Annotated in this window: 15 protein-coding genes; 8 read left to right on the forward strand and 7 right to left on the reverse strand. The window is 63.8% G+C overall.

The window, feature by feature from the left end; all coding sequences use genetic code 11:
* Positions 1-50: 50 nt before the first annotated feature.
* The 5 genes from IVB24_RS06315 to IVB24_RS06335 form a co-directional block, all read right to left on the reverse strand.
* Complete coding sequence (locus IVB24_RS06315; RefSeq protein ID WP_247772421.1) at positions 51-1103, reverse strand: amidohydrolase family protein; 1053 nt, start codon at positions 1101-1103, stop codon at positions 51-53.
* A 111-nt stretch (positions 1104-1214) separates the two neighbouring features.
* Complete coding sequence (locus tag IVB24_RS06320) at positions 1215-1736, reverse strand: hypothetical protein (protein ID WP_247772422.1); 522 nt, start codon at positions 1734-1736, stop codon at positions 1215-1217.
* A gap of 64 nt (positions 1737-1800) precedes the next feature.
* Positions 1801-2613 (reverse strand): MBL fold metallo-hydrolase, encoded by an 813-nt coding sequence (locus tag IVB24_RS06325; RefSeq protein ID WP_247772423.1) that lies wholly within the window; start codon positions 2611-2613, stop codon positions 1801-1803.
* 91 nt (positions 2614-2704) lie between these two features.
* On the reverse strand, positions 2705-4234 hold the full coding sequence (locus IVB24_RS06330) for a permease (protein WP_247772424.1): 1530 nt from the start codon (positions 4232-4234) through the stop codon (positions 2705-2707).
* Positions 4231-4980, reverse strand: a complete 750-nt coding sequence (locus IVB24_RS06335) for an ABC transporter ATP-binding protein (protein WP_247774051.1) — start codon at positions 4978-4980, stop codon at positions 4231-4233. The genes IVB24_RS06330 and IVB24_RS06335 overlap by 4 nt, the downstream gene beginning before the upstream one ends.
* 273 nt (positions 4981-5253) lie before the next feature.
* Between IVB24_RS06335 and IVB24_RS06340 the strand changes: the two genes are divergently transcribed.
* The 6 genes from IVB24_RS06340 (at position 5254) to IVB24_RS06365 (ending at position 12044) form a co-directional block, all read left to right on the forward strand.
* Complete coding sequence (locus IVB24_RS06340) at positions 5254-6129, forward strand: branched-chain amino acid ABC transporter permease (RefSeq protein ID WP_094976597.1); 876 nt, start codon at positions 5254-5256, stop codon at positions 6127-6129.
* 5 nt (positions 6130-6134) lie between these two features.
* A complete protein-coding gene (locus IVB24_RS06345) occupies positions 6135-7286 on the forward strand; it encodes a branched-chain amino acid ABC transporter permease (RefSeq protein ID WP_094976598.1) in 1152 nt (383 codons plus the stop codon).
* The gene (locus tag IVB24_RS06350) at positions 7283-8041 is read left to right on the forward strand and encodes an ABC transporter ATP-binding protein (protein WP_247772426.1); all 759 of its coding nucleotides are present in this window, start codon (positions 7283-7285) and stop codon (positions 8039-8041) included. The genes IVB24_RS06345 and IVB24_RS06350 overlap by 4 nt, the downstream gene beginning before the upstream one ends.
* Before the next feature lie 3 nt (positions 8042-8044).
* Positions 8045-8833, forward strand: coding sequence for an ABC transporter ATP-binding protein (locus tag IVB24_RS06355; RefSeq protein WP_094976600.1), 789 nt, complete (start codon positions 8045-8047; stop codon positions 8831-8833).
* A gap of 91 nt (positions 8834-8924) precedes the next feature.
* Complete coding sequence (locus tag IVB24_RS06360) at positions 8925-10763, forward strand: AMP-dependent synthetase/ligase (protein ID WP_247772427.1); 1839 nt, start codon at positions 8925-8927, stop codon at positions 10761-10763.
* A gap of 81 nt (positions 10764-10844) precedes the next feature.
* A complete protein-coding gene (locus IVB24_RS06365; protein WP_247772429.1) occupies positions 10845-12044 on the forward strand; it encodes an ABC transporter substrate-binding protein in 1200 nt (399 codons plus the stop codon).
* A 172-nt stretch (positions 12045-12216) separates the two neighbouring features.
* Here the strand turns inward: IVB24_RS06365 and IVB24_RS06370 are convergent, their stop codons facing one another.
* Together IVB24_RS06370 and IVB24_RS06375 are read right to left on the reverse strand one after the other, a co-directional pair.
* Entirely contained in the window at positions 12217-13329 is a 1113-nt protein-coding gene (locus IVB24_RS06370) for a lysozyme inhibitor LprI family protein (protein WP_247772431.1), read from the reverse strand.
* Between the two features lie 180 nt (positions 13330-13509).
* Entirely contained in the window at positions 13510-14241 is a 732-nt protein-coding gene (locus IVB24_RS06375) for a transglutaminase-like cysteine peptidase (RefSeq protein ID WP_247772432.1), read from the reverse strand.
* Between the two features lie 657 nt (positions 14242-14898).
* On the opposite strand from IVB24_RS06375, the gene IVB24_RS06380 reads away from it, so the two are divergent.
* Positions 14899-19464, forward strand: coding sequence for a VCBS domain-containing protein (locus tag IVB24_RS06380; RefSeq protein ID WP_247772434.1), 4566 nt, complete (start codon positions 14899-14901; stop codon positions 19462-19464).
* Positions 19465-19540: 76 nt separating this feature from the next.
* Positions 19541-21772, forward strand: a complete 2232-nt coding sequence (locus IVB24_RS06385; RefSeq protein ID WP_247772436.1) for an adenylate/guanylate cyclase domain-containing protein — start codon at positions 19541-19543, stop codon at positions 21770-21772.
* Positions 21773-21890 lie beyond the last annotated feature (118 nt).

Genomic DNA, 21890 nt, shown 5'->3' on the forward strand with positions numbered 1-21890 from the left:
AGCGGCCACGACGAAGAGGGGTCGGGATCAACATCCCGGCCTCTCCTTCGTTATGACGGCAGTTCGAGCCGGTAGACATCGATCGCTGTCCGCGAGAACAGCGCCGTTTTCTCGGCCTCGCTCAGGGACGACGCGATGCGCTTGAAAGCGTTGAAGATCACCTGGTAGCTGCATTGGCCCTTGTCCGGCGGGAAATTACTCTCGAACATCGCGCGCTTCGCCCCGAAAGCCTCGATGCAGGTCTCGATATAGGGGCGCCAGGCCACGGCAAGCTCGTCGGAGGACGGCGGCCTCTCGCGCAGATGGAAATCGTAGCCGAGCAGGCACATCGCGAGGCCGCCGAGCTTCACCACCACGTTCTCACATTTAGCAATCTCGCGGATCGAGGTGCGCCATTGCGGAAACACCTCCTCGCGCCGTCCTGCGAAGCGGCCTATTCCCGCCGGGCCGCCGCAATGGTCGAGCACGATCCGGGTGTCAGGGAAGGCGCGCGCAAGCTCGGTGAGTTCACCGATCTGCGGATGGAATAGCCAGGCATCGAAGCTGAGCTTCAGGGGTGCGAGGCAGGCAAATCCCTTGCGAAAGGTCTGGTCCTGCAACAGCCCCTTCGGCCTGTTCGCATACATGCCGGTGACAACAGGGTCTTCGTCCCAGGCCGAGGAATGCCGAACACCGCGAAAGCGGCCGTTGCCCGCAGCGATCTCGGCTTCCAGCACCCCCTTTGCGGCGTCGCCCAGCAGCAGATTGGCGTGGCTGACGATGCCGGCGCAGATCGCCGCCTTGCCGTAAGCACCGCTTGCGCTCATGGCGGCGACGCCGTTGGCGAACTCGACTTCGCCGACCGGCCGGAAAGCTTCGGGCCCATGTGCGCGGTACATCGAACGGCAATCGACATAGACGGTGGCAACGATGTTGTGGCCGGAAGCGATGTCGGCCGCCATTTCCTCGATCAGGTAGCGGTGCCCGCGATTCCAGAGATGGTGATGGGGATCGACGATCGGCCGCAACGGATCGATGATCTCCTCCTGATGCAGCGCAAGCCAGTCCTCGCGCGGCTCGACGAACAGCCCGCTCGTGTTGGCGGGCACACCGCTTGCTGCCATCTGCGTTCGCTCCCTCTATGTCTTTTGCGATGGGAGCCTAGCATCTTATCTCGCCACGCGGCAGCGCGCGCCATGCAACCGCACCTGTCGCCGCGAGCACAGCGGCTGTCGTCAGCCCTTGCGCCGCCTTGCCCTCACATCCACCACCAACCGCCAGCTCACTGCCGTGGCAGGCTTGACCTCGCCAAGCCAATGGTAGGAATCGCCGGTGATGTCCGTAAAGCTCCAGCGCGTCAGTTCGCCGGCTTCGGTCGTGCCTTCCTGCACGATGTCATCGCCCCGCGGACGACCGATCTGCTGGCGGAACACGCTCCGGCCGGGATCGAGCCAGGAAATTCGCCACGCATCGATGGTCGGATCGTAGACGCGCAGCGTCGTGCCGTACCAGTTGCCGGCGATCGGAAAGGCCGGGCTGCTTGCCCGGTGGGGGATGATCCAGACGTCCTGGACGGCACGGCCCTCCAGCACCCAGCCAAAATGGATTTCGCCGGGGGCGGTATGTTTCGTCGCATCCGGGCCGTGAGCGGTGATCTCGGCGTCCCAGTCACCGACGAAGCGGCCGTAAAGCCGGAGCGCCGCGGCGTGCTCGGGATTTGGTCCGTCCGCGTGCAACAATCTCGCAAAATAGGTCATGTTGATCTCCTCTCGCGGGAGATCAGCACTGAACGGCGGCGGCCGGCTTGGAGAAAATTGCGGCTCAGACCCCGTCGAGGATGATCACCGTCGGCTTCGGCGGCAGCGCATCCCGCGACACCCGGAACGACCGCCCGGAGCGCCGGTCGATTTCGAACTGCTGGCCGATGCGGTGCATGAAATCGTCGAGCGGGGTGGCAAAGCGGTGCATGGGCAGCACCACCGAGGCGCGCAACCGCTTGGTGATGTCGGAGACACCGTCCAGCGACATGGTGTAGGTGCCGTCGATCGGCACCATCACGATATCGAGCCGTCCGATCTGGGCGAAATGGCTGTCGTCAAGCTTGTGATGGAGGTGGCCGAGATGGCCGATGCAGAGGCCGGCGACCTCGAAGATGAAGATCGAATTGCCGTCGCGGATCATGTCGGTGCCGGCGTCGTCGCCGAAATAGCGGCGGATGTCGGTGGTGACATTGCGGATGAAAGTGTCACTGATGCGCTCCGACACGATCGCCGGCTTGCCGTCTTCACTCCAGCCATGCAGCACGCGAGGAATGCGCTTGTCGGGGAACAGGGAGTAATGCGTGCTGTGGGCGCGGTTCATGGTCACGACGTCGGGCAGCCGTCCCACCTGGTAGGCGCCACTGTAGTCGGTCGCGATGCGCAAGCCGCCGGGCGTGTCGATGAAATAGGTGGAGTGGCCGGCATAGGTGATCTCGACCTCAGCCGTGCCGGCTGCCGGCCGAAACGCAACCGGCGTGGCCCGCGGGGCCGCGTTGGCCATCGCTAGGCACTCGCTGCGCTGTGGCTGCTGGGCGAGGGCAGGTGTCAGGAATGCGCCGAACAGCGCCAGAGCCGCCGAAACCAGTCGCCGCATGGATCCGTCCCCGATGACTTCACAACGAAGTCTAGCGTGCAATGCGGCGCTGCGCCAATGGCGTGGGATCGCCAGTGCGTCCGTGTCGCACCTATTGCTCGTGCTTCGGGCTGAACTTCCAGGTGATCGCGACGAGGCTCGCGGTGATCAGGCCGCTGATAAGGCCGGCGATCGGCAAAGCAAGTAGCAGCGCGGCGCTGGCGGCCCAGCCGATCGAGGAGAAGGCTTCGGCGAACGTGGCCAGCCGCGACGAGGTCTGGCGGCGGCGGAATTGGCTGCGCCGGGCCTGCACCCGGAACCAGAGCTGGATCGCGGTCGCGGAGGCCGCGCTGATGATGATCGCGGCGGCACTGATCGCAGCCTGGATCGGTGCCGCGAAAGCGAGCGCGGCGATCAGCGGGCAGAAGATGACAGCGATCGCGATCAGCACCACCTCGATCTTGGCGCGGATGACGGCGGATGGCGTCAGTGGCGCAGTTGCGACGAGGTCGGGGGCGTCCTCGCCCGAGATCGTCAGCCAGGCCAGCCCGCCGGCAAGCTGTCCGGCCGCCATCACCACGACCGGCGTAATCAGCGTCAGCGCCGCGGAGCTGTCGGCAAAATTGCGCCAGAGCAGCAAGGCCGGCGGCACCAGATAGAGCAACTGCATCAGGGTCTGCGAGATCAGCCAGGGATCGCGCCAGAGCAGCAAGAATTCCTTGCGCCGCAGCGCCTGCTGCCGCGATCCGCCGCGGAACGGGCGCTCCTTCGCGCGCCTGCTGCCGGAAGTGCCGTAGGCCGCGGCATCGATGGCCGTGTCGGCAAAGCGGTGCGAGAAGATCGCCATGACGCTTCCGAGCAGCACCAGGGCGAGCGCCAGGAGCAGCAGCAGCGCTTCGCTGTCGCCCATCGCCGCCCGCGCCGGCCACCACCAGATGCTGTCGACGTCGGGGGCATGCGCGGCCACGCTGCCCGACGTCAGGATGGTGAAGCGCGACAGCGTGCCGTAGGACATGATCGCGGCGACCTGGAGCGCGATCACGAAGCCGGCGCCGATGATCGCGGCGACGATCTGGGCGATCAGGCGTGTCCGCGCCGGGCCTATCAGCCGAAACAGCAGGATGGTGATGGCGATCGCGACCGCCGCGGCCGACAGGCCCATGGCGACGATCAGCCCGAATGCGCTGAGCCAGCGCGCGCCGCCGCCGATCACCAGCACGTCGATGAAGGGCGTCGAGAACAGCAGCGCGATCAGGGTGACGGTCAGCGCGATCGCGGCGATGCGGACCGAGAACAGATTGGCGAGCGTCGCCGGCGAGGACATGATCAGGTCGAGATCGGCGCGGGCATAGAATACCCGCGTCACCGATTCGATCGCCTGCGACAGCATCAAGGTCCAGGCGAGGAAGATCGTCGCCGAGATCACGATCAGCGAGGATTTGTCGAGCGGCAGCTGCAGATCGGCGAAACGGCCGATCACCGCCCAGGCCGGCAGGTGCAACAGCGCGGCAAAGCAGACCATGCCGATGATTGCGGCGCGCGTCCGCTTGCGCCGCCCTCCGGTCATCATGGCGAACCATTCGCGCCAGGCGAGCCGGAGCTCGTGGCGTGCGAACCAGGACAGCGCGGTTGCCGAGCTCATGCGGCTTCCGAAAGCGTCACCAGCGCGATGAAGAGATCCTCCAGGCTGGTGTCGGCATGGCCGTTCTGCTGGCGCAGCTCGGTCAGCGTGCCCTCGGCGACGAGGCGGCCCGAGGCGATCACGCCGATGCGGTCGGCCATGCGCTCGGCGACCTCGAGAATGTGGGTGGTCATGATGACGGTGCAGCCGGCGTGGACACGCGCGCTGAGAAGTCCCTTGACGTGGCGGGCGGAGACGGCATCGAGCCCGGTCAGCGGCTCGTCGAGGATGATGAGGCGGGGATCGTGCACCAGCGCGCCGGCGAGCGCGACCTTCTGGCGCATGCCCTTGGAAAAGCCTTCGCAACGCTCGTGCCGATGCGGCTCCAGACCGAGCGAAGAGAGCAGGTCCTGCGCGACCGGCTCCGAGACCGACGGGGCGATGCCCCAGAGGCCGGCGACGAATTCGAGATATTCGAGCGGCGTCAGCTTGTCGTAGATCATCGGTTCGTCGGAGACCCACGCCATCACCTGCTTGGCGGCGACGGGGTTTTCGAGCGCATCGATGCCGAAGATCGAGACCGCGCCGGCATCCGGGCGCAAGAGGCCCGCAACCATGCGCAAAGTGGTGGTCTTGCCGGCGCCGTTGGGGCCCACCAGCGCATAGAATTCGCCGGCGTGGATGGTGAGATCGAGGCTATCGACCGCCAGACGGTCAAAACGCTTCGTTAACACCTTAACTTCCAGCGCCGAGCTGTCCGGCTTCATGACGGCCACACCATCCGGTTTTGCATCGCTCGCGACCATGACCTGAAGATGTTTCGGCACCATGAATCGCGCTGCCGCAAATCCCGTCATCCGGATTGGACTAATGGCAAGTCGCCGTGCAAGTCACCGTTTGTTGACAGCGCTGAACGGTTCAGGCTGAATTGGTTCCGGACAAATGGCGCTAACGCGGCGAAACGGCTGCGTAGCGACTGGACACAAGATGCGGCAAGGCGGTCAAAAGAACCGCCGGTTGTATCGGGAGGACGCGCGTCAATGCTGGATTTCGTTCAGCAGCTGGTCAGCGGTGTTGCGCTCGGCTGCGTCTACGGCCTGATCGCGCTCGGCTTCGTGCTCGTCTACAAGGCCACCGAGGTCGTCAATTTCGCCCAGGGCGATCTGATGATGCTGGGCGGCTTCTTCGCCTTTACCTTCATCGGCATGATGGGCCTGAACTACTGGATCGGCTTTGCCGGTGCGGTGGCCGCAATGGCGCTGTTCGGCATGCTGGCGGAGCGCGTGGTGGTGCGGCCGATCCTCGGCTATCCGCAATTCTCGATCATCATGGCCACCATCGGCCTCGGTTACTTCCTGCGCTCGATCGCCGGCATGATCTGGGGCACCGACGATCTGAAGATCGAGACGCCGTTCAGCCACGGCGTGCTGCGCATCGGCTCGCTGGTGCTCGCCTACGACAAGCTGTCGGTGATCGCGGCGACGATGATCCTGTGCACGCTGCTCTATCTGTTCTTCAACAAGACCACGCTCGGTACTGCGATGCGTGCGAGTTCCGAGAACATGCTGGCGGCCTACTACATGGGCATTCCGGTCAAGCGCGTGGTGTCGATCGTCTGGGCGATCAGCGCGGCGGTCGCCACCTGCGCTGGTGTGCTGCTGGCGCCAATCACCTTCATCCATTCCAATGTCGGCCTCGTGCTCGGCCTGAAGGCGTTTCCCGCGGCCGTGCTCGGCGGGTTCGGCTCGATCCCGGGCGCCGTGGTCGGCGGCGTCCTGATCGGCGTGATCGAGAGCATGGCCGGCTTCTACCTGCCCGAAGGCTGGAAGGATGTCGCGCCATACCTCGTGCTGCTCGCCGTGCTGCTCTTGAAGCCCGAAGGCCTGTTCGGCCACCACGTCCGCAAGAAGGTCTGAACGCCATGCGCTTCCTGTTCAAGACCGACTATGAGGATGACATCAAGCTGTTCCCGCATTCGGGCTATTACGTCTCCTACGGCATTCTGCTCGCCCTGCTGCTGATCGCGCCTTTTGTGCTCTCCAGCTATCTGATGAGCCAACTGGTCTTCGTCTGCATTTATGCGACCGTCGGGGTCGCGCTGCTGATCCTGACCGGCTTTACCGGCCAGGCCTCGCTCGGCCACGCCGCCTTCCTCGCCATCGGGGCCTACACGGCGGCCTATTTGCAAAAGTATAACGTGCCGTTCCCGGTCTATTTCCTCGCCGCAGGAGGTTTGACCGGCATCATCGGCGCGATGGTCGGCTTTCCCGCGCTGCGCCTGACCGGCATCTACCTCGTCATCGCCACCATCTCCTTCGCCCTGATCGTCGAGGAGATCCTGGCGCGCTGGGAAAGCGTGACCAACGGCAACGAGGGCATGCGGGTCAAGACGCTGTCGCTGCTCGGGGTCACGGTGCCGCGCGACAGCCCCACCTTCTATTTTCTCTGTCTCGCCGTGCTGGTGCTGACCATCGTCGGCACACTCAATCTGCTGCGCTCGCCCACGGGGCGTGCCTTCGTTGCGATCCGCGACAGTGAGACGGCGGCGCGCAGCATGGGCATTAATGTCTCGCTCTACAAGGTGAAGTCGTTCGCGATCTCGGCGGCGATTACCGGCTTTGCCGGCGTGCTGTTCGCCCATAAGCTCTCTTTCATCTCGCCCGAGATGTTCACGCTGCAACTCTCGATCGAGTTCATCATCGTGATCCTGATCGGCGGCACTTTCAGCCTGCACGGCGCGGTGCTGGGGGCGATCTTCATCGTGATGATCGATCCGTTCCTGACGTACCTCAAGGACGACATGCCTGGCATGATCGCCGGGGTCGCGGCGACGTTCGGCGCCGGCCCGGCCGCCGCGGGAAACATCAAATCGACCGTCGCCGCCTTTGCCTCGCTCAACGGCCTGAAAGGCGCGATCTACGGCATCATCATCGTGCTGTTCGTGCTGTTCGAGCCGCTCGGACTCTACGGCCGCTGGCTCAAGATCAAGCTGTTCTTCCAGCTGTTCCCGCTCTACAAGCGCGCGACTTTCAAGCGGCAGAAGATCTACGTGAAGTCGGAGCGGAACCGATGAGCTATTTCCGCGCCGAGAATTTGTCGCTGCACTTCGGCGGCCTCAAGGCGGTCGATGCGGTCTCGTTCGCGGTCGAGAGGGGCGAGATTCTCTCGATCATCGGCCCCAACGGCGCGGGCAAGAGCTCGATCTTCAACCTGATCTCGCGCATCTACCGGCCGACCTCGGGCCGTATCTTCTTCGAGGACCAGGACATCACGGAAGAGGCGCCCTACGACATCGCCAGGCTCGGCATCGCCCGCACCTTCCAGAACATCGAGTTGTTCGAGAATGCGACCGTGCTCTCCAACCTCCTGGTCGGTCGGCATCGCCACTCGACCACGCAGCTCTGGCAGGAGCTGCTGTTCCTGCCGAGCGTACGGGCCAACGAGAAAGTGCACCGCCGCAGAGTCGAGCAGGTCATCGAATTCCTCGACCTCGAGCCCTATCGCGACAAGCTGATCTCCGGCCTGCCCTACGGCGTACGCAAGGTGATCGAGTTGGCGCGCGCGCTGTGCTCGGAGCCGAAGCTGATCCTGCTCGACGAGCCGTCCTCCGGCCTCAATGTCGAAGAGACCGACGACATGTCGTTCTGGATACGCGACATGAAGAGCGAGCTCGGCGTCACCGTTCTGATGGTCGAGCACGACATGTCGCTGGTCAACCGCGTCTCCGATCGCGTCATCGCGCTCAACTATGGCCGCGTGCTGGCGATGGGCTCGCCCGCCGAGGTGCAGCAGCACCCCGACGTCGTTGCCGCGTATCTGGGAGCCTGACGCATGGACGCCGCCGTCAAGCCCGAGATCATCCTGAAACTCTCCAACATCGAGAGCTATTACGGGCCGATCATGGCCATCCGCGGCATCTCGCTGGAAGTGCCGCGCGGCCGCATCGTCACGCTGCTGGGTGCCAATGGCGCCGGCAAGACCACCGTGCTGAAGACCATCTCCGGCATTCTCGACCCGCAGAAGGGCTCGATCGAATTTTTGGGCAAGCCGATCCAGCGCATGGAGGCGGACCGGATCGTGCGGCTCGGTCTCAGCCATGTGCCGGAGGGGCGCGAGGTGTTTCCGTTCCTGTCGGTGCGCGAGAACCTGATGATGGGCGCCTATCCGCGCAAGGACCGTGACGGCGTGGCCGAGGATATCGAGCGCGTCTACGGCTATTTCCCGCGGCTGAAGGAGCGCATCAACCAGCCGGCCGGCCAGCTCTCCGGCGGCGAGCAGCAGATGCTGGCGATCGGACGCGCCCTGATGAATCGGCCGACGCTGCTGCTGCTCGACGAGCCCTCGCTCGGCCTGTCGCCGCTGCTGGTGAAGGAGATCTTCACCATCATCCGCCGCGTCAACGAGGAGCAGGGCATGTCGATCCTGCTGGTCGAGCAGAACGCCAAGGTGGCGCTGGAGACGGCGCATTACGGCTACGTGCTGGAGATCGGCCGCATCGTGATGAACGACAGCTGCGACCGCTTGATGCATTCCCAGGACATCCAGGAGTTCTACCTTGGCGCCAAGGAAGCGGGCGCCCGAGGCGAGCGGCGCTGGAAAAAGAAGAAGACGTGGCGGTGAGGACAAGCTGGCAGTAAGATGAGCCTGTCATCCGCAACAGAGACCGCCGGCAAGGCAGGCAGCGGAGGCAGGCGACAGGGAGGAGAGGCGCATGGCCCGACCGGCGGTGCTGACGGTCGCTGATACGATCGCGAAGAGCTTCTTGCGCGCTGCGGAGACGCGGGGCGACCGGCCGGCCATCCGCGAGAAGAAATTCGGCATCTGGCAGCCGACCAGCTGGGGCGAGTGGTTGGAGATCTCGAAGGAGATCGCCTACGCGCTTCGCGCGATCGGCTTCATGCCCGGCGACGTCGCCTCGATCATCGCCAACGCCGTGCCGGAATGGGTCCATGCCGACATGGGCATCCTGTGCGCGGGCGGCGTGTCCTCCGGAATCTATCCGACCGACGCGTCGTCCCAGGTCGAATATCTCGTCAACGATTCCCGCACAAAAGTGATCTTCGCCGAGGACGAGGAGCAGCTCGACAAGATCCTCGCCTGCAGCGCGCGCTGCGCGAGCCTGCAGAGGATCATCGTGTTCGACATGGAGGGCCTCAGCGGCTTTTCCGACGACATGGTGATGTCGCTCGACGAGTTTCGCGCGCTCGGCCGCAATCACATGGTCGGCCGTGAGGCGCTGTGGCAGGAGATGATCGACAGTCGCAGCGCCGGCGATCTCGCCATCCTGGTCTATACCTCAGGCACGACCGGCCCGCCCAAGGGCGCGATGCACGCCAACCGCAGCGTGACGCACCAGATGCGGCACGCCAACGACTTCATCCCCGCGCGGGAGGACGAGGACCGGCTGATCTTCCTGCCGCTCTGCCACGTCGCGGAGCGCATCGGCGGCTATTACATCTCGGTCGCGCTCGGCTCGGTGATGAATTTCGCCGAGAGCCCGGAGACCGTGCCGGACAATCTGCGCGAGGTACAGCCGACTATCTTCCTCGCGGTCCCCCGCATCTGGGAAAAATTCTACTCCGCCATCACCATCGCGCTGAAGGATGCGACACCGCTGCAGCAATGGGTCTATCGCCGCGCCATCGCCATCGGCTACCGCATGGTCGATTACCGGATCGAGGGCAAGCCGCCGCCGCTGTCGTTGCGCCTCGCAAGCCGGATCGCCTACCGGTTCGCATTCCGCAACATCCGCCGCATGATCGGGCTCGATCGCTGCCGCACCGCCTTCACCGGCGCTGCCCCGATCGCACCGGAGCTGATCCGCTGGTATCTCGCGCTCGGCATCGACATCCACGAGGTCTACGGCCAGACCGAGAATTGCGGCGTCGCCACCATGATGCCGACGGAGAGGGTCAAGCTCGGCTCGGTCGGTACCGCGGTGCCCTGGGGCGAAGTCGCGCTATCGCCCGATGGCGAGATCCTGATCAAGGGCGATTTCCTGTTCATGGGCTATCTCAACCAGCCGGAGAAAACGGCGGAAGCGATCGATCCTCGCGGCTGGCTGCGCACCGGCGATGTCGGCACCATCGATAACGAGGGCTTCGTCCGGATCACCGACCGGATGAAGGACATCATCATCACCTCCGGCGGCAAGAACATCACGCCGTCCGAGATCGAGAATCAGCTGAAATTTTCGCCTTACATTTCCGATGCCGTCGTCATCGGCGACAAGCGGCCGTACCTCACTTGCCTCGTGATGATCGACCAGGAGAATGTCGAGAAGTTCGCCCAGGATCACGACATTCCCTTCACCAATTACGCGAGCCTGTGCCGGGCGACGGAGATCCAGGGCCTGATCGGCCGCGAGATCGAGCAGGTCAACGGCAATTTCGCCCGCGTCGAGACCATCAAGAAATTCCACCTGATCGAACGCCAGCTCACGCCGGAGGACGAGGAGCTGACGCCGACGATGAAGCTGAAACGCGGCTTCGTGAACAAGCGTTACGCCGCCGAGATCGAGGCGATGTATCGCCAGCGCGCCGTAGCCTGACGCGCAGGACTACTCGGTCAAGCGAAGGAGCGACGGCCCTCGCCCTTCGTCCTACACGGGCCTTTAGGAGAGGAGACGTCGATGTCGAAATCGTTCAGCGCATTCGGCCTTGCTGTGGGTGCCGTGGTGCTCACCTGTCTGCCGGCCGCGGCGCAAACCAAGGTCACCAACGAAGGCATCTCGGCAAGCGAGATCGTCGTCGGGACCCATCAGGACCTCTCGGGCCCGATCAAGGGCTGGGGCGTCCCTGTTTCCAACGGCATGAAGATGGCGGCGGAAGAGATCAACGCGGCGGGCGGCGTCAACGGCCGCAAGATCCGGCTGGTCGTCGAAGACAGCGGCTACGATCCGAAAAAGGCCGTGCTGGCGTCGCAGAAGCTGATCGAGCGCGACAAGATCTTCGCGATGGTGGGGCCGATGGGATCGCCCACCGTGCTCGCCGCGCAGGACATCCTGCTCGACGCCGGCGTGCTTCAGCTGTTCCCGCTCACGGCGGCCGAGTTCACCTTCAAGTTCGATCCGGCCAAGCCGCAGGAGCGGCTGAAGTTCAACAATCTGCTGCCCTATGTCGAGAGCACGCGCGCGGCGCTCAAATACATGATGGAGTGGAAGAACTTCAAGAAGCCCTGCATCATGCACCAGGACGACGAGTACGGAAAGAACGTGCTCGACGGCTTCAACCAGCAGCTCACCGCGATGAAGGTGCAGCCGGCCTCGATCACGAGCTACAAGCGTGGCGCCTCCGACTTCAGCGCCCAGGTCGCCAAGATGAAGTCCGACGGCTGCGACCTCGTCGTGCTCGGCGCAGTGCTGCGTGAACCCATCGGGGCCATGACCGAGGCCAAGAAGCTCGGCTGGGACGTCACCTTCCTCGGCGCGACGCCTACCAACGTGATGGAAGTGCCGATGCTCGGCAAGGAGGCCGTCGAAGGTCTCTACGCCGCAAGCGGATTCGAGATTCCCTATGAGGACACCGCGAAGGGCAAGGTCAAGGACTGGCTCGTCAACTACAAGAAGATGTTCGGTACCGACGCCAACACCCAGGCGATCATCGGCTATAATGCAATGATGACCTTCGCCTTCTACGCGCAGAAGGCGGGCAAGGACCTCACGGGTCAGAAGATGCTGGACTCGCTGGAGTCGGGCGAAAAATTCCTCGACATCTTCAACTCGCCGCCGACCAAGTTCTCCAAGACCGACCACCTCGCCAACACCATCACCCAGGTGCAGCAGGTCAAGGGCGGCCGCTGGGTGCTGGTGAAGGACAATCTGATGTTCTGATCTCTCGCCGCGATGACGGTGCACCCTCGCCCCTTGCGGGAGAGGGTGGATCGCCGCGAAGCGGCGAGCCGGGTGAGGGGTTTTCTCCCAACGAACGATCTTGCGAGGGGAGAGTACTCCTCGTCCGGCGCTTCGCGCCGCCTTCCCACAAGGGGAGAAGGAAAGCAGGAGTTCAAGACCCCCCGCTCGCCGTCCCAGAATTCACCGGCGCCATCTCGTCCTCCCGGCAGCGCCAGCCGTCGGCGGCTTTGACGAAGGCAAAGGTTCGCTGGATGCGCAGGCGGCGCGTCACGTTGAAGGCTTCTGCCGAGCGCTCCCTGTTGGCGGCGCCTGGCTGCGGACGCCCCGTCCTGGCGTCCCAGCAAGTGCCGGTGCAGCTGGAAGCGACCTTGCTGCACATGGTGAAGGGCGCCAGCACCACCATCTCGATCTCGCCCGTGACCTGCGCTTCGTGCTCGGTCACCTGGCTGTCGAGGGCGTAGACGCGGTTGATGCGGAGGAAGTTGCCGCACGAATTGGCCGCATGGATCCGCGCCGCGCAGAAATCGACCGCGTCGGTATCGGGCGAGCGGGCCGCGACTTGCCGGCCGAAGACCTTTTTGGGATCTCCCTTCGCCGCGCGGATTTCGTCGGTCCTGCGCTTCAAATGCTCGGCAAGACATTCCTCCGCGGTTTCCAGCTCCTGCAGCGGCACGTTCTCCTTGCCGACCAGATTGCATTTGCGATCGCGCTCCCGTGTCCACCGACCATATTCGGCGAAGGCAAAGCGCGCCGCGGTCGGGTCGAGCTTGCCGATCAGGCCGAGCACCTGGCCATTGAGCTCCGTTTCGGCAAGCGCCAGCGAGGGGTCCGCACAGATCAGCGCGCCCGCTGCGGTGTTGGCTGCGAGGCAGTCGAAATCAGGATCGCGCAGGATCGCGGCGCGCTCCTCGGTCACCTTGAGCAGGCAGGCCTTCACTCGCTCGAAATAGTCGGGGCGGATCGCGGTCTGGCCGACGATGCCGCAGCCGAGATTGCGTTGGCGGATCCAGATCGCATTCTCCTCGATCGCGGGCAGGCGATCGGGCAGGCGGGCGAGCCGCGCCTCGATCGCCGTGTTCAGCTTCTCGGCGGCGGCGGCAAGCGCGGCATCGCCGCAGAACAATTGATTGCCGGGGTCGCGAATCTGCTGGCAGTTGTTCTTGGCAAACAGCGGCAGCCTGTCGGCGATGGAGCGGTCGGACTGCGCGAACGTGGGTGCGGCGAGCGCCAGCAGCGCAATCACAGTCAGCACGATGAACCGCATTCCCCTCGCCCCCGCAAAAGCCCTCGCCATGCTACCCGCCCGGATCGCGTGGTGGAATGGGTTTTTGCTGAGTGAGCGGTGTGAGGTCCGCAGCCCGGATGGAGCGAAGCGCAATCCGCGACCGGTGCTAGCGGTGAGAATCCCGGATTTCGCTGCGCTCCGTCCGGGCTACGAGATGGATTAACGGGCCGCGGCGGCCATCATGGAGACCTGCACCGGTTCGTCGACATATTTCAGCACGGTCGACTGCTGGAGCGCGAACAGCGGCTGGTAGCTCCGCGCAGCGTCGTCCTCGACCATTGCCATGCGGCGGTTGTCGAGCATCAGCCAGTGGCCGTCGAGACGCGCGGCGACAACCGCGTGCTCCTCGCCGGCCCTGACGTCGCGCACCACGAGGATGCGGAGGTCCGAGGTGGCCACGCCCGCCAGCCGCAGCGCGGCCAGCTTGGCGATGGCATAATCCTCGCAATCCCCAGTGCCGCGCGCGAAGGTCGCAAGCGGCGAGCTCCAGACGTCGTCGATGCCGTCATCGGCGGCCCGGATCGCAAGGTTGATGGCGCGGTTGGTTTCGCCGAGCCGGGCGCGGCCGTCGCGGGCGCGGGCCTGGTCGACGATGGCGAGCAGCCTCAGGGCCGCAGACGAGGCGCAATTGTCCCGGTCACCGTCGCATAGCGCGAGCTGCACCATGTCGCCGTCAAGCCTGTCCTGCAGAGCGAGCCATTTCTGTTGCAGGCTGCCGGCGGAGATGGCGAAGGCGAACACGCCGAACGGCTCGGCGGATTTGCGCACGAGAACGCCTGCGCCGGGCGACAGCAGCGTGCCGGCGCGAAGTTCGGCGGCCGATCCGAAAAGGATCAATCCGCACAGGACAAGGATTGCGCGCCAAGCGCGCGAGCGAGCAGCCGTCTCCATCTGACATCCCCTTCCGGCTTCGGCCCAAGTCCCCCTCGACCTGAACGTGCCGGGCTTTGTTGCTTTCGCGGAGATAGTGCGAGGCGGGCCGTTTTGTTCTGCTTAACGCGCCCGGCTGGGATCCCAAAACCGGGGAACAGGCTGAAATGGGTCTGCCCGAATTGCGTAAAACTTTACGGTTCGCCGGCTAGGAGGTGTCCGGTCGCCGCGAAATCGAGCCAATTGCAGACAGAGGTTGTGGGGGCGCCAAATCTGGATCCTATGGCTAACGACCCCCTATTTCATGGGGTTCTGTTAGTTAGGTCACAGATTTAACTCCGTATTTGCCGCAGGATGCTGCGGGACCTCGTGAAGGGAAGATAACGCAAGTATCTCTTCCATGACTATACGGAAAGTTACTTTGGATGACTGGGAATGCGTGGAAACAGGCCGAGTTCGACTTCCGAACATTTGAGGGATTACATTCGCTACTCTGTAGGGCGCGGATCTGCGGGGGCCTCGAAGGGCCAAGTGATGCGAAATCACACAAGCAATAGATGGTATCCCTAAGGACTTGCTAATGCTATGCAAGCTTAGGCGGTCGATACTTACTTAAATTTTAACTCTTTTCACGGTGCCCGGTTGAATTACGCTGGCCAATTTGACGCCGCGATTTCTTTGGACGGCCAGGGTTCCCGTTCGCCCGCCGGCGCCCATGTCGATTCCTTTACGGCGAAAGCGCACGGTCACGTGCCCGAGGGCGCGTTCGTCGTTCCCGACCCCAACCTGATCTTCAACGGCGAGTTCAAACGCGCGGGCCTCGATCTCGTGCTGTCCCATGAGGGGCACGAGTTCGTCGTTCACGATTATTTCAGGGGCGAAAAGCGCGCCGCGCTCGCGTCACCCGACGGCGCCCATCTCACCGGCGACATCGTCAACGCGCTCACGGGCCATGTCCAGGTCGCTCAAGCCGCCTCCGGAGGCGCGGCTGCGGCCCAGGTCATCGGCCATGTCACCAAGCTCGCGGGGAGCGCGACCGCGATCCGCAACGGCGTCTCGGTCATCCTGAACAACGGCGACAATGTCGAGAAGGGCGACGTGGTCTCGACCGGATCGGATTCGACGCTCGGCATCACCTTCATCGACGGCACCGTGTTCGGCCTGTCCTCCAATGCGCGGATGGTGCTGAACGAGATGGTCTACGACCCCAACGGTTCGAGCAATTCTTCGCTGCTCAGCCTGGTCGCAGGCACCATCACCTTCGTCGCCGGCGAGACCGCCAAGCACGGCGACATGAAGATCGACACGCCGGTCGCCACCATGGGCATCCGCGGCACAGCCGTGCTGACCCAGATCAACTTCGTCGTTCCCGCTGGCGGCGGCGATCCGCAGCCGCAGGCGAGCTTCCAGGTGCTGGTCGAGCCGAACGGCACGACGGGCTCCTACATCCTGTTCGACAAGGTGACGCTGCTGCCGATCGCGACGGTCAACCAGGCCGGCCAGATGATCCAGATCAGCGGCGGCAACGTCTCAATCTCCAATGCGCTGATGTCGCCGGACGTTCAGAAGCTGATCACCGACGTGTTCACGCTGAAGTTCACCGACAACAACACCAACACCAAGCTGACCACGAACTTCACCGACACGCTCACGCCGATGAGCCAGGACGTGGTGTTCAAGTCGGGGTCCGGCGCCGTCGTGACCGCGACATTCGTCAACCTCAATCCGCAAGGGCAGGAGGGGCCGAGCACTCCCCCGCCGCTCGTCACCCGTATTCCCGGCCAGCCACTGGTGCAAAGCCTCGATTCCAGCGGCAATGTGAAGACGGCCTTCGCGCTGACCGAGCGCCCGGACACCACGGGCGACACGCATGCCGACACGGTTTCCGGCCGCATCACCTTCGTCGATCAAAATCTCGGCGACCGGCCGTCGGTGAGCGTAAGCCTCGCGGAGGCGCCGAACTACCTCTACAAGAATGCCGGTCAGCAGGACGTCACCGGCTCGCTCACCGCGCTGCAGAAGCAGGCCATCGCGGCGACGCAGATCCAGATCAGCGTCGCCCCAGATCCCGGCAACAACAACAACGGCTCGGCGGTCTGGACCTACACGATTCCGGACAAGGTCTTCGACTTCCTCGCCGCCGACGAAACGGTGACGCTGACCTACATGGTCCGCGTCGACACCAATTTCGCGGTGAGCCCCGAGAGCAAGTTCATTCCCATCACCGTCACGATCACGGGAACGAACGACAAACCCACCGTCGCGACGTCAGGTGGCACCGTCATCGAGCTGATCGGAACCGGCAACGAGGCGCTCAACGTCATCACGGGCACGGTCACCTTCACCGACGTCGATCTGACTGACCGGCCGATCGTGAGTGCAGAGCTCTCGTCCGTCCAGCCGTTCAAATACCTTGATGCCGAAGGTAACGATATCACGGCGACGTTGACCCCGGCGCAGCTCGCGGCGATCGCCGCCGTCAAGGTGCCCCTGACCGTGGTTCAGGGTGCTGGAAACGGCAACAACGGGACGGCCACCTGGACCTACAAAGCTCCCGACCATCTCTTCGATTTCCTCGCCGAGGACGAGAAGCTGATCCTCAACTACGTGGTGCAGGTCGATGACGGCCACGGCGGTGTCGTCAGCACGCCGCTCACGGTCTCCATCGACGGCGCGGACGTCAATGTCGAAGGTACGAATGACGTCCCGACGATCGTCGAAGATTCGACGACGCCGAGCGGCGCGGTGACCGAGGATACGTCGTCGGCGACCCTGACGGCGATCGGCACCATTACCTTTAACGATCCCGACCTCACGGACACGCACACTGCGAGTTACGTCCTGAAGTCGACGACGTCGAGCGCGCATCTGCCTGGCTTCGGCAACGGCACGTCGCAAATCGGCACTTTCGCGCTTGCAGCGGTGAACGAGAGCCCGGGCGCCAGCTCTCGCGGGTCGGTCGGCTGGACCTTTACGCTCAACAACAACGATCCGGTGCTGCAGTCGCTGGCCGAAGGCCAGACCATTACCCAAGTCTACACCGTCACTGTCGACGACCATCACGGCGGAACGGTCACCCGGGACGTCACGGTCACCATCACCGGAACCAACGACGCGCCGACCATCACGAGCGATGAGGCGGCCGCCAAAGGAACGGCGACCGAGGATACGGGGCTGACGCTGCTGGTTGGCGGCACGCTGGCGATCCAGGACCTCGATTTGATCGATACGCATACGGCGGAGGCGATGTTCAAGTCGTCAACGTCGAGCGTGCATCTGCCCGGCTTCGACGACGATACGTCTCTTGGCACCTTCACGATCGATTCGGCAGTTGCCGGGTTCAACACCGATACCGACAACAGCGCGACGCTGGGCTGGCACTTCTGCCTGAACAACAACAATGCCCTGCTGCAGTCGCTGGCCCTGGGCCAGTCGATCACCGAGGTCTACACTGTCACCTTCACGGACAATCATGGCGCGCATGTCTCGCAGGACGTGACCGTCACCATCAACGGCGTCAACGACGCGCCGACCATCACGAGCAGCGCTGCGGCTGCCACCGGCTCGGTGATCGAGGATACGGGCGCGACACTGTCGATCGGCGGCACGCTGGCGATCCAGGACCTCGACCTCATCGACACCCACACCGCGACCACAACGTTCAAATCGTCGTCCGTGAGCTCGTATCTGCCGGGCTTCGGCTCCAATTCGCACATCGGCGCCTTCACCATCGATCAGTCGGTGATCGAACTCGCCACCGATACCAACAACGGCGCGACACTTGGCTGGCAGTTCAATCTCGACAACAGCAATGCGGTGCTGCAGTCGCTGGCCGCAGGTCAGACCATCACCCAGGTCTACACCGTCACCTTCACCGACAATCACGGCGCCACCGTCGCGCAGGACGTCACCGTCACCATCACTGGTACGAACGACGAGCCGACGCTGTCGGACGTCAACGCTGGCACGCTCACCGACACGGCGGCGACCGACACCTTCTCCGATCTCACCGGCACGCTCGCCGGGATCGACGTCGATACCGGTGAAACGGCGACGCTGGTCTATTCGGCCGTCGGAGCCGACAGTCATGGGAAAGTTGTGGGCAATTACGGCTCCCTGACCGTCAACGCCAACGGAACGTATGACTACGTCCCCGACGAGGTCGCGATCAACGCGCTGTCGGGGGGGAATCATACCGATACTTTCACAGTCCAGACCAAGGATATCCATGGCGCGACGGGTACGGCGACATTCACTGTTGCTGTTGCCGGCGCCAACGATGCGCCGACGCTGTCCGACGTCAACGCCGGCACGCTCACCGACACGGCCGCGACTGACACCTTCTCCAATCTGACGGGGCATCTGACCGGCAACGACGCTGATACCGGCGAGACGGCGACGCTCACCTACTCGGTCCTGAATGCGAATAGTCAGGGATCGGCGACGGGGCATTACGGCGCCCTGACGGTCGACTCCCACGGCAACTACACTTACGTTCCGGACGCCGCCGCGATCAATGCTCTGCCGGCGGGCTCATATCATGACGCGTTCACGGTTCAGACCACCGACGCCCATGGTGCGGCCGGCACGGCGATACTCACAGTCGACGTGACGGGCGCCAACGACGCGCCGGTGTTCAACGTCGGTGGGATCAGCGTAAACCAGCACGGCGACGAACAGGTGATCGTGCACGGTCTCTCGGTCTTCGATCCAGATGCTGTCGCCAATGAGTCCTACACGATCGTAGCGTCCACGGCGGCGGCAGGCAGCAATGTAAGCCCCTCATCGGGCTCGGGTTCTTTGGCCAGCATCAATGCGACGCTGCATACAGTCACCTACAATGAAGGCTCTGGAGAACCTTCCACGGACAAGTCCACCCTGACGGTCACCGACGGCCATGGCGCCAGTGATACGATCAACTTGCTGTTCAATCTTGCCGAGAACGCTGGCGATCACGTCAGTCTCGTTGGCACTGCAGGCAAGGACGTGTACTTCGGGACCGGCTATCAGGACCAGTTCGTGTTTGCGGCCCATTCGAATCACGATCAGATTGTGAACTTCACCTCCGGGACAGACCATATTGACCTGTCGGTCGTTGTGACGACCTCCAATACCCAAAATTGGCTGGATCAGCACGCGACCTTGTCAGGAGCCGACACCCTGATCACGATCACTGCGGCGGACACTATCCTCCTGAAGGGCGTAACCCACGTCCACGCGAGCGATTTCATCGTCCACGCCTGATGACCTGCCGGTTGGCCTCTGATTGATCGACGCATGGGACCTGCCACGGGTCATGGAAGCGTGATATCCAACCAGCATGAAGCGTCTAAAAATCCTGCGGCGGTGGTTTGCGCGGAAGCTGGGCTATGCGCGGCTGATGTGCCTTGCGCTGCTGGTCGTGTTCGCCGGCGCGCGCCTGTGGGATCCGCCGCCGATCCAGGAATTGCGGCTGCGCACCTTCGACATGTTCCAGCTGATCGATCCGCGCCACAAGACGGCGCGACCGGTCACCATCGTCGACATCGACGACAAGAGCCTCGCCAGGCTCGGCCAGTGGCCGTGGCCGCGTACGCGGATCGCCGATATGATCCAGAACCTCACCAGCAACGGCGTGGTGGCGATCGGCTTCGACGTGGTGTTTTCGGAGCCCGACCGGCTCAATCCAGATCTGGTCGCGAGCCAGATGCGCTCTCTCGACGATGCCACCCGCGCCAAGCTACGCGAACTGCCGACCAACGACCAGATCCTCTCCGAGGCGATCAAGCGCTCGCGCGTGGTGCTGGGCGAGACCGGACAGCGGGCGATCTCGTCCGAGCTCGACAAGTCGCTGCCGTTCACCGGCATCGCGACGGTTGGCGAGGAGGGTGCTGAACGTTTCCTGTTCGAATTCCCTGGCCTGCTCCGCAACGTGCCCGTCATCGAGAAGGTCGCGGCCGGCCGCGGCCTGTTCACCATCAAGACCGAGCGCGACGGCTTGATCCGCCGCGTGCCGATGGTGATGCGCGCCCAGGGCAACATCATGCCCTCGCTCAGCCTCGAGATCCTGCGCGTCGCCACGGGCACGCCGACGGTGCTGATCCGGACCGACAAGACCGGCGTGCGGGCCGTACGCCTCAAGGGCGTCGAGATTCCGACCGACAAGAACGCTCAGCTTTGGGTGCATTATGCGCGCCAGGACCCCTCGATCTACGTCTCGGCGGCCGACGTCCTCGACAACACCGTGCCGCCTGCCAAGCTCGCCGGCAAGCTGGTGCTGGTCGGCACCTCCGCAGTCGGGCTCAACGACATCAAGACCACGCCGGTGTCCTCGACCATGCCTGGGGTCGAGATCCATGCCCAGGTACTCGAGAGCCTGCTGAGCGGCGCGGTGATCTCGCAGCCGAACTACGCCCTCGGCGTCGAATTGCTCGCCGCGCTCGTCATCGGCCTGCTCGTCATCATCTTCACGCCGAACTTCGGGCCGGTACGCCTGGTGCTCGCGGGCGCGACCTTCGCCGCCATCTTGATCGGCGTGTCCTGGTTCTTCTACGCGCAGTACCGTTACCTCATCGATTTCACCTATCCGCTGCTCTCGACCACGGCGGTCTATCTGACGCTGATCTTCGCCAGCTTCGTGCGCGAGCAGCGCCAGCGCGTGCAGATCCGCGGGCAGTTCGCGCAATACATGTCGCCGGTGCTGGTCGAGCAGCTGGCGCAGTCGCCGGAAAAGCTCGTGCTCGGCGGCGAAGAGCGCGAGATGACGATCATGTTCTCGGACGTGCGCGGCTTCACCACGATCTCGGAGAGCTACAAGCACGACCCGCAAGGCCTGATTGCGCTGATGAATCGCTTCCTGACGCCGCTCACAGACGTGATCATCGAGCGGAAGGGCTATATCGACAAATACATGGGCGACGCCATCATGGCGTTCTGGAACGCGCCGCTCGACGATTCTGAGCACGAGGTCAACGCCTGCGAGGCCGCGATCCAGATGCTGGAGCGGATCGACGCGGTCAACAAGGAGCGCGAGCTGGAGGCCGCCGAGGGCGGCCATGTCTACATTCCGCTCAATGTCGGCATCGGCCTCAACACCGGCATCGGCGTGGTCGGCAACATGGGCTCGGACCTGAAGAAGAACTATTCGGTGCTCGGCGACAGCGTGAACCTGGCTTCACGGCTGGAAGGCCAGTCCAAGGAGTACGGCTTTCCCATCATCGTGGGATCCAGGACCGCGCTTGCCGCCAAGGACAAGTTCGCGATCCTCGAGCTCGACTTCATCATGGTCAAGGGCAAGACCGAACCCGAGGTGATCTACGCCATCGCGGGCCGCGATGACGTGATGCATTCGGCCGCCTTCCAGCGCCTGCGCAACATCACCATCGAGACGCTCGCCTGTTACCGCGGCCGCGACTGGCAGGGCGCACTCGATGCGATCGAACGCGGCCGCAAGAGCGAGGACGCCGATACGCTGGAAAAGCTGTTTAAGCTGTACGAGGCGAGAATCAAGGATTTCCAGCTCAATCCGCCGCCGGAAGGGTGGAACGGGGCGTATGCGTTGCTGACGAAGTAGTTGCCACAATTACGGCTCTCGTAAGGTGGGCAAAGGCGCGTCAGCGCCGTGCCCACGATCTTACTTCGCAATGGTGGGCACGCTTCCGCTTTGCCCACCCTACGGCAGCGGTGTTCGC

Origin of the sequence: Bradyrhizobium sp. 192, from assembly GCF_023100965.1 — a bacterium.
GTDB lineage: Bacteria > Pseudomonadota > Alphaproteobacteria > Rhizobiales > Xanthobacteraceae > Bradyrhizobium > Bradyrhizobium symbiodeficiens.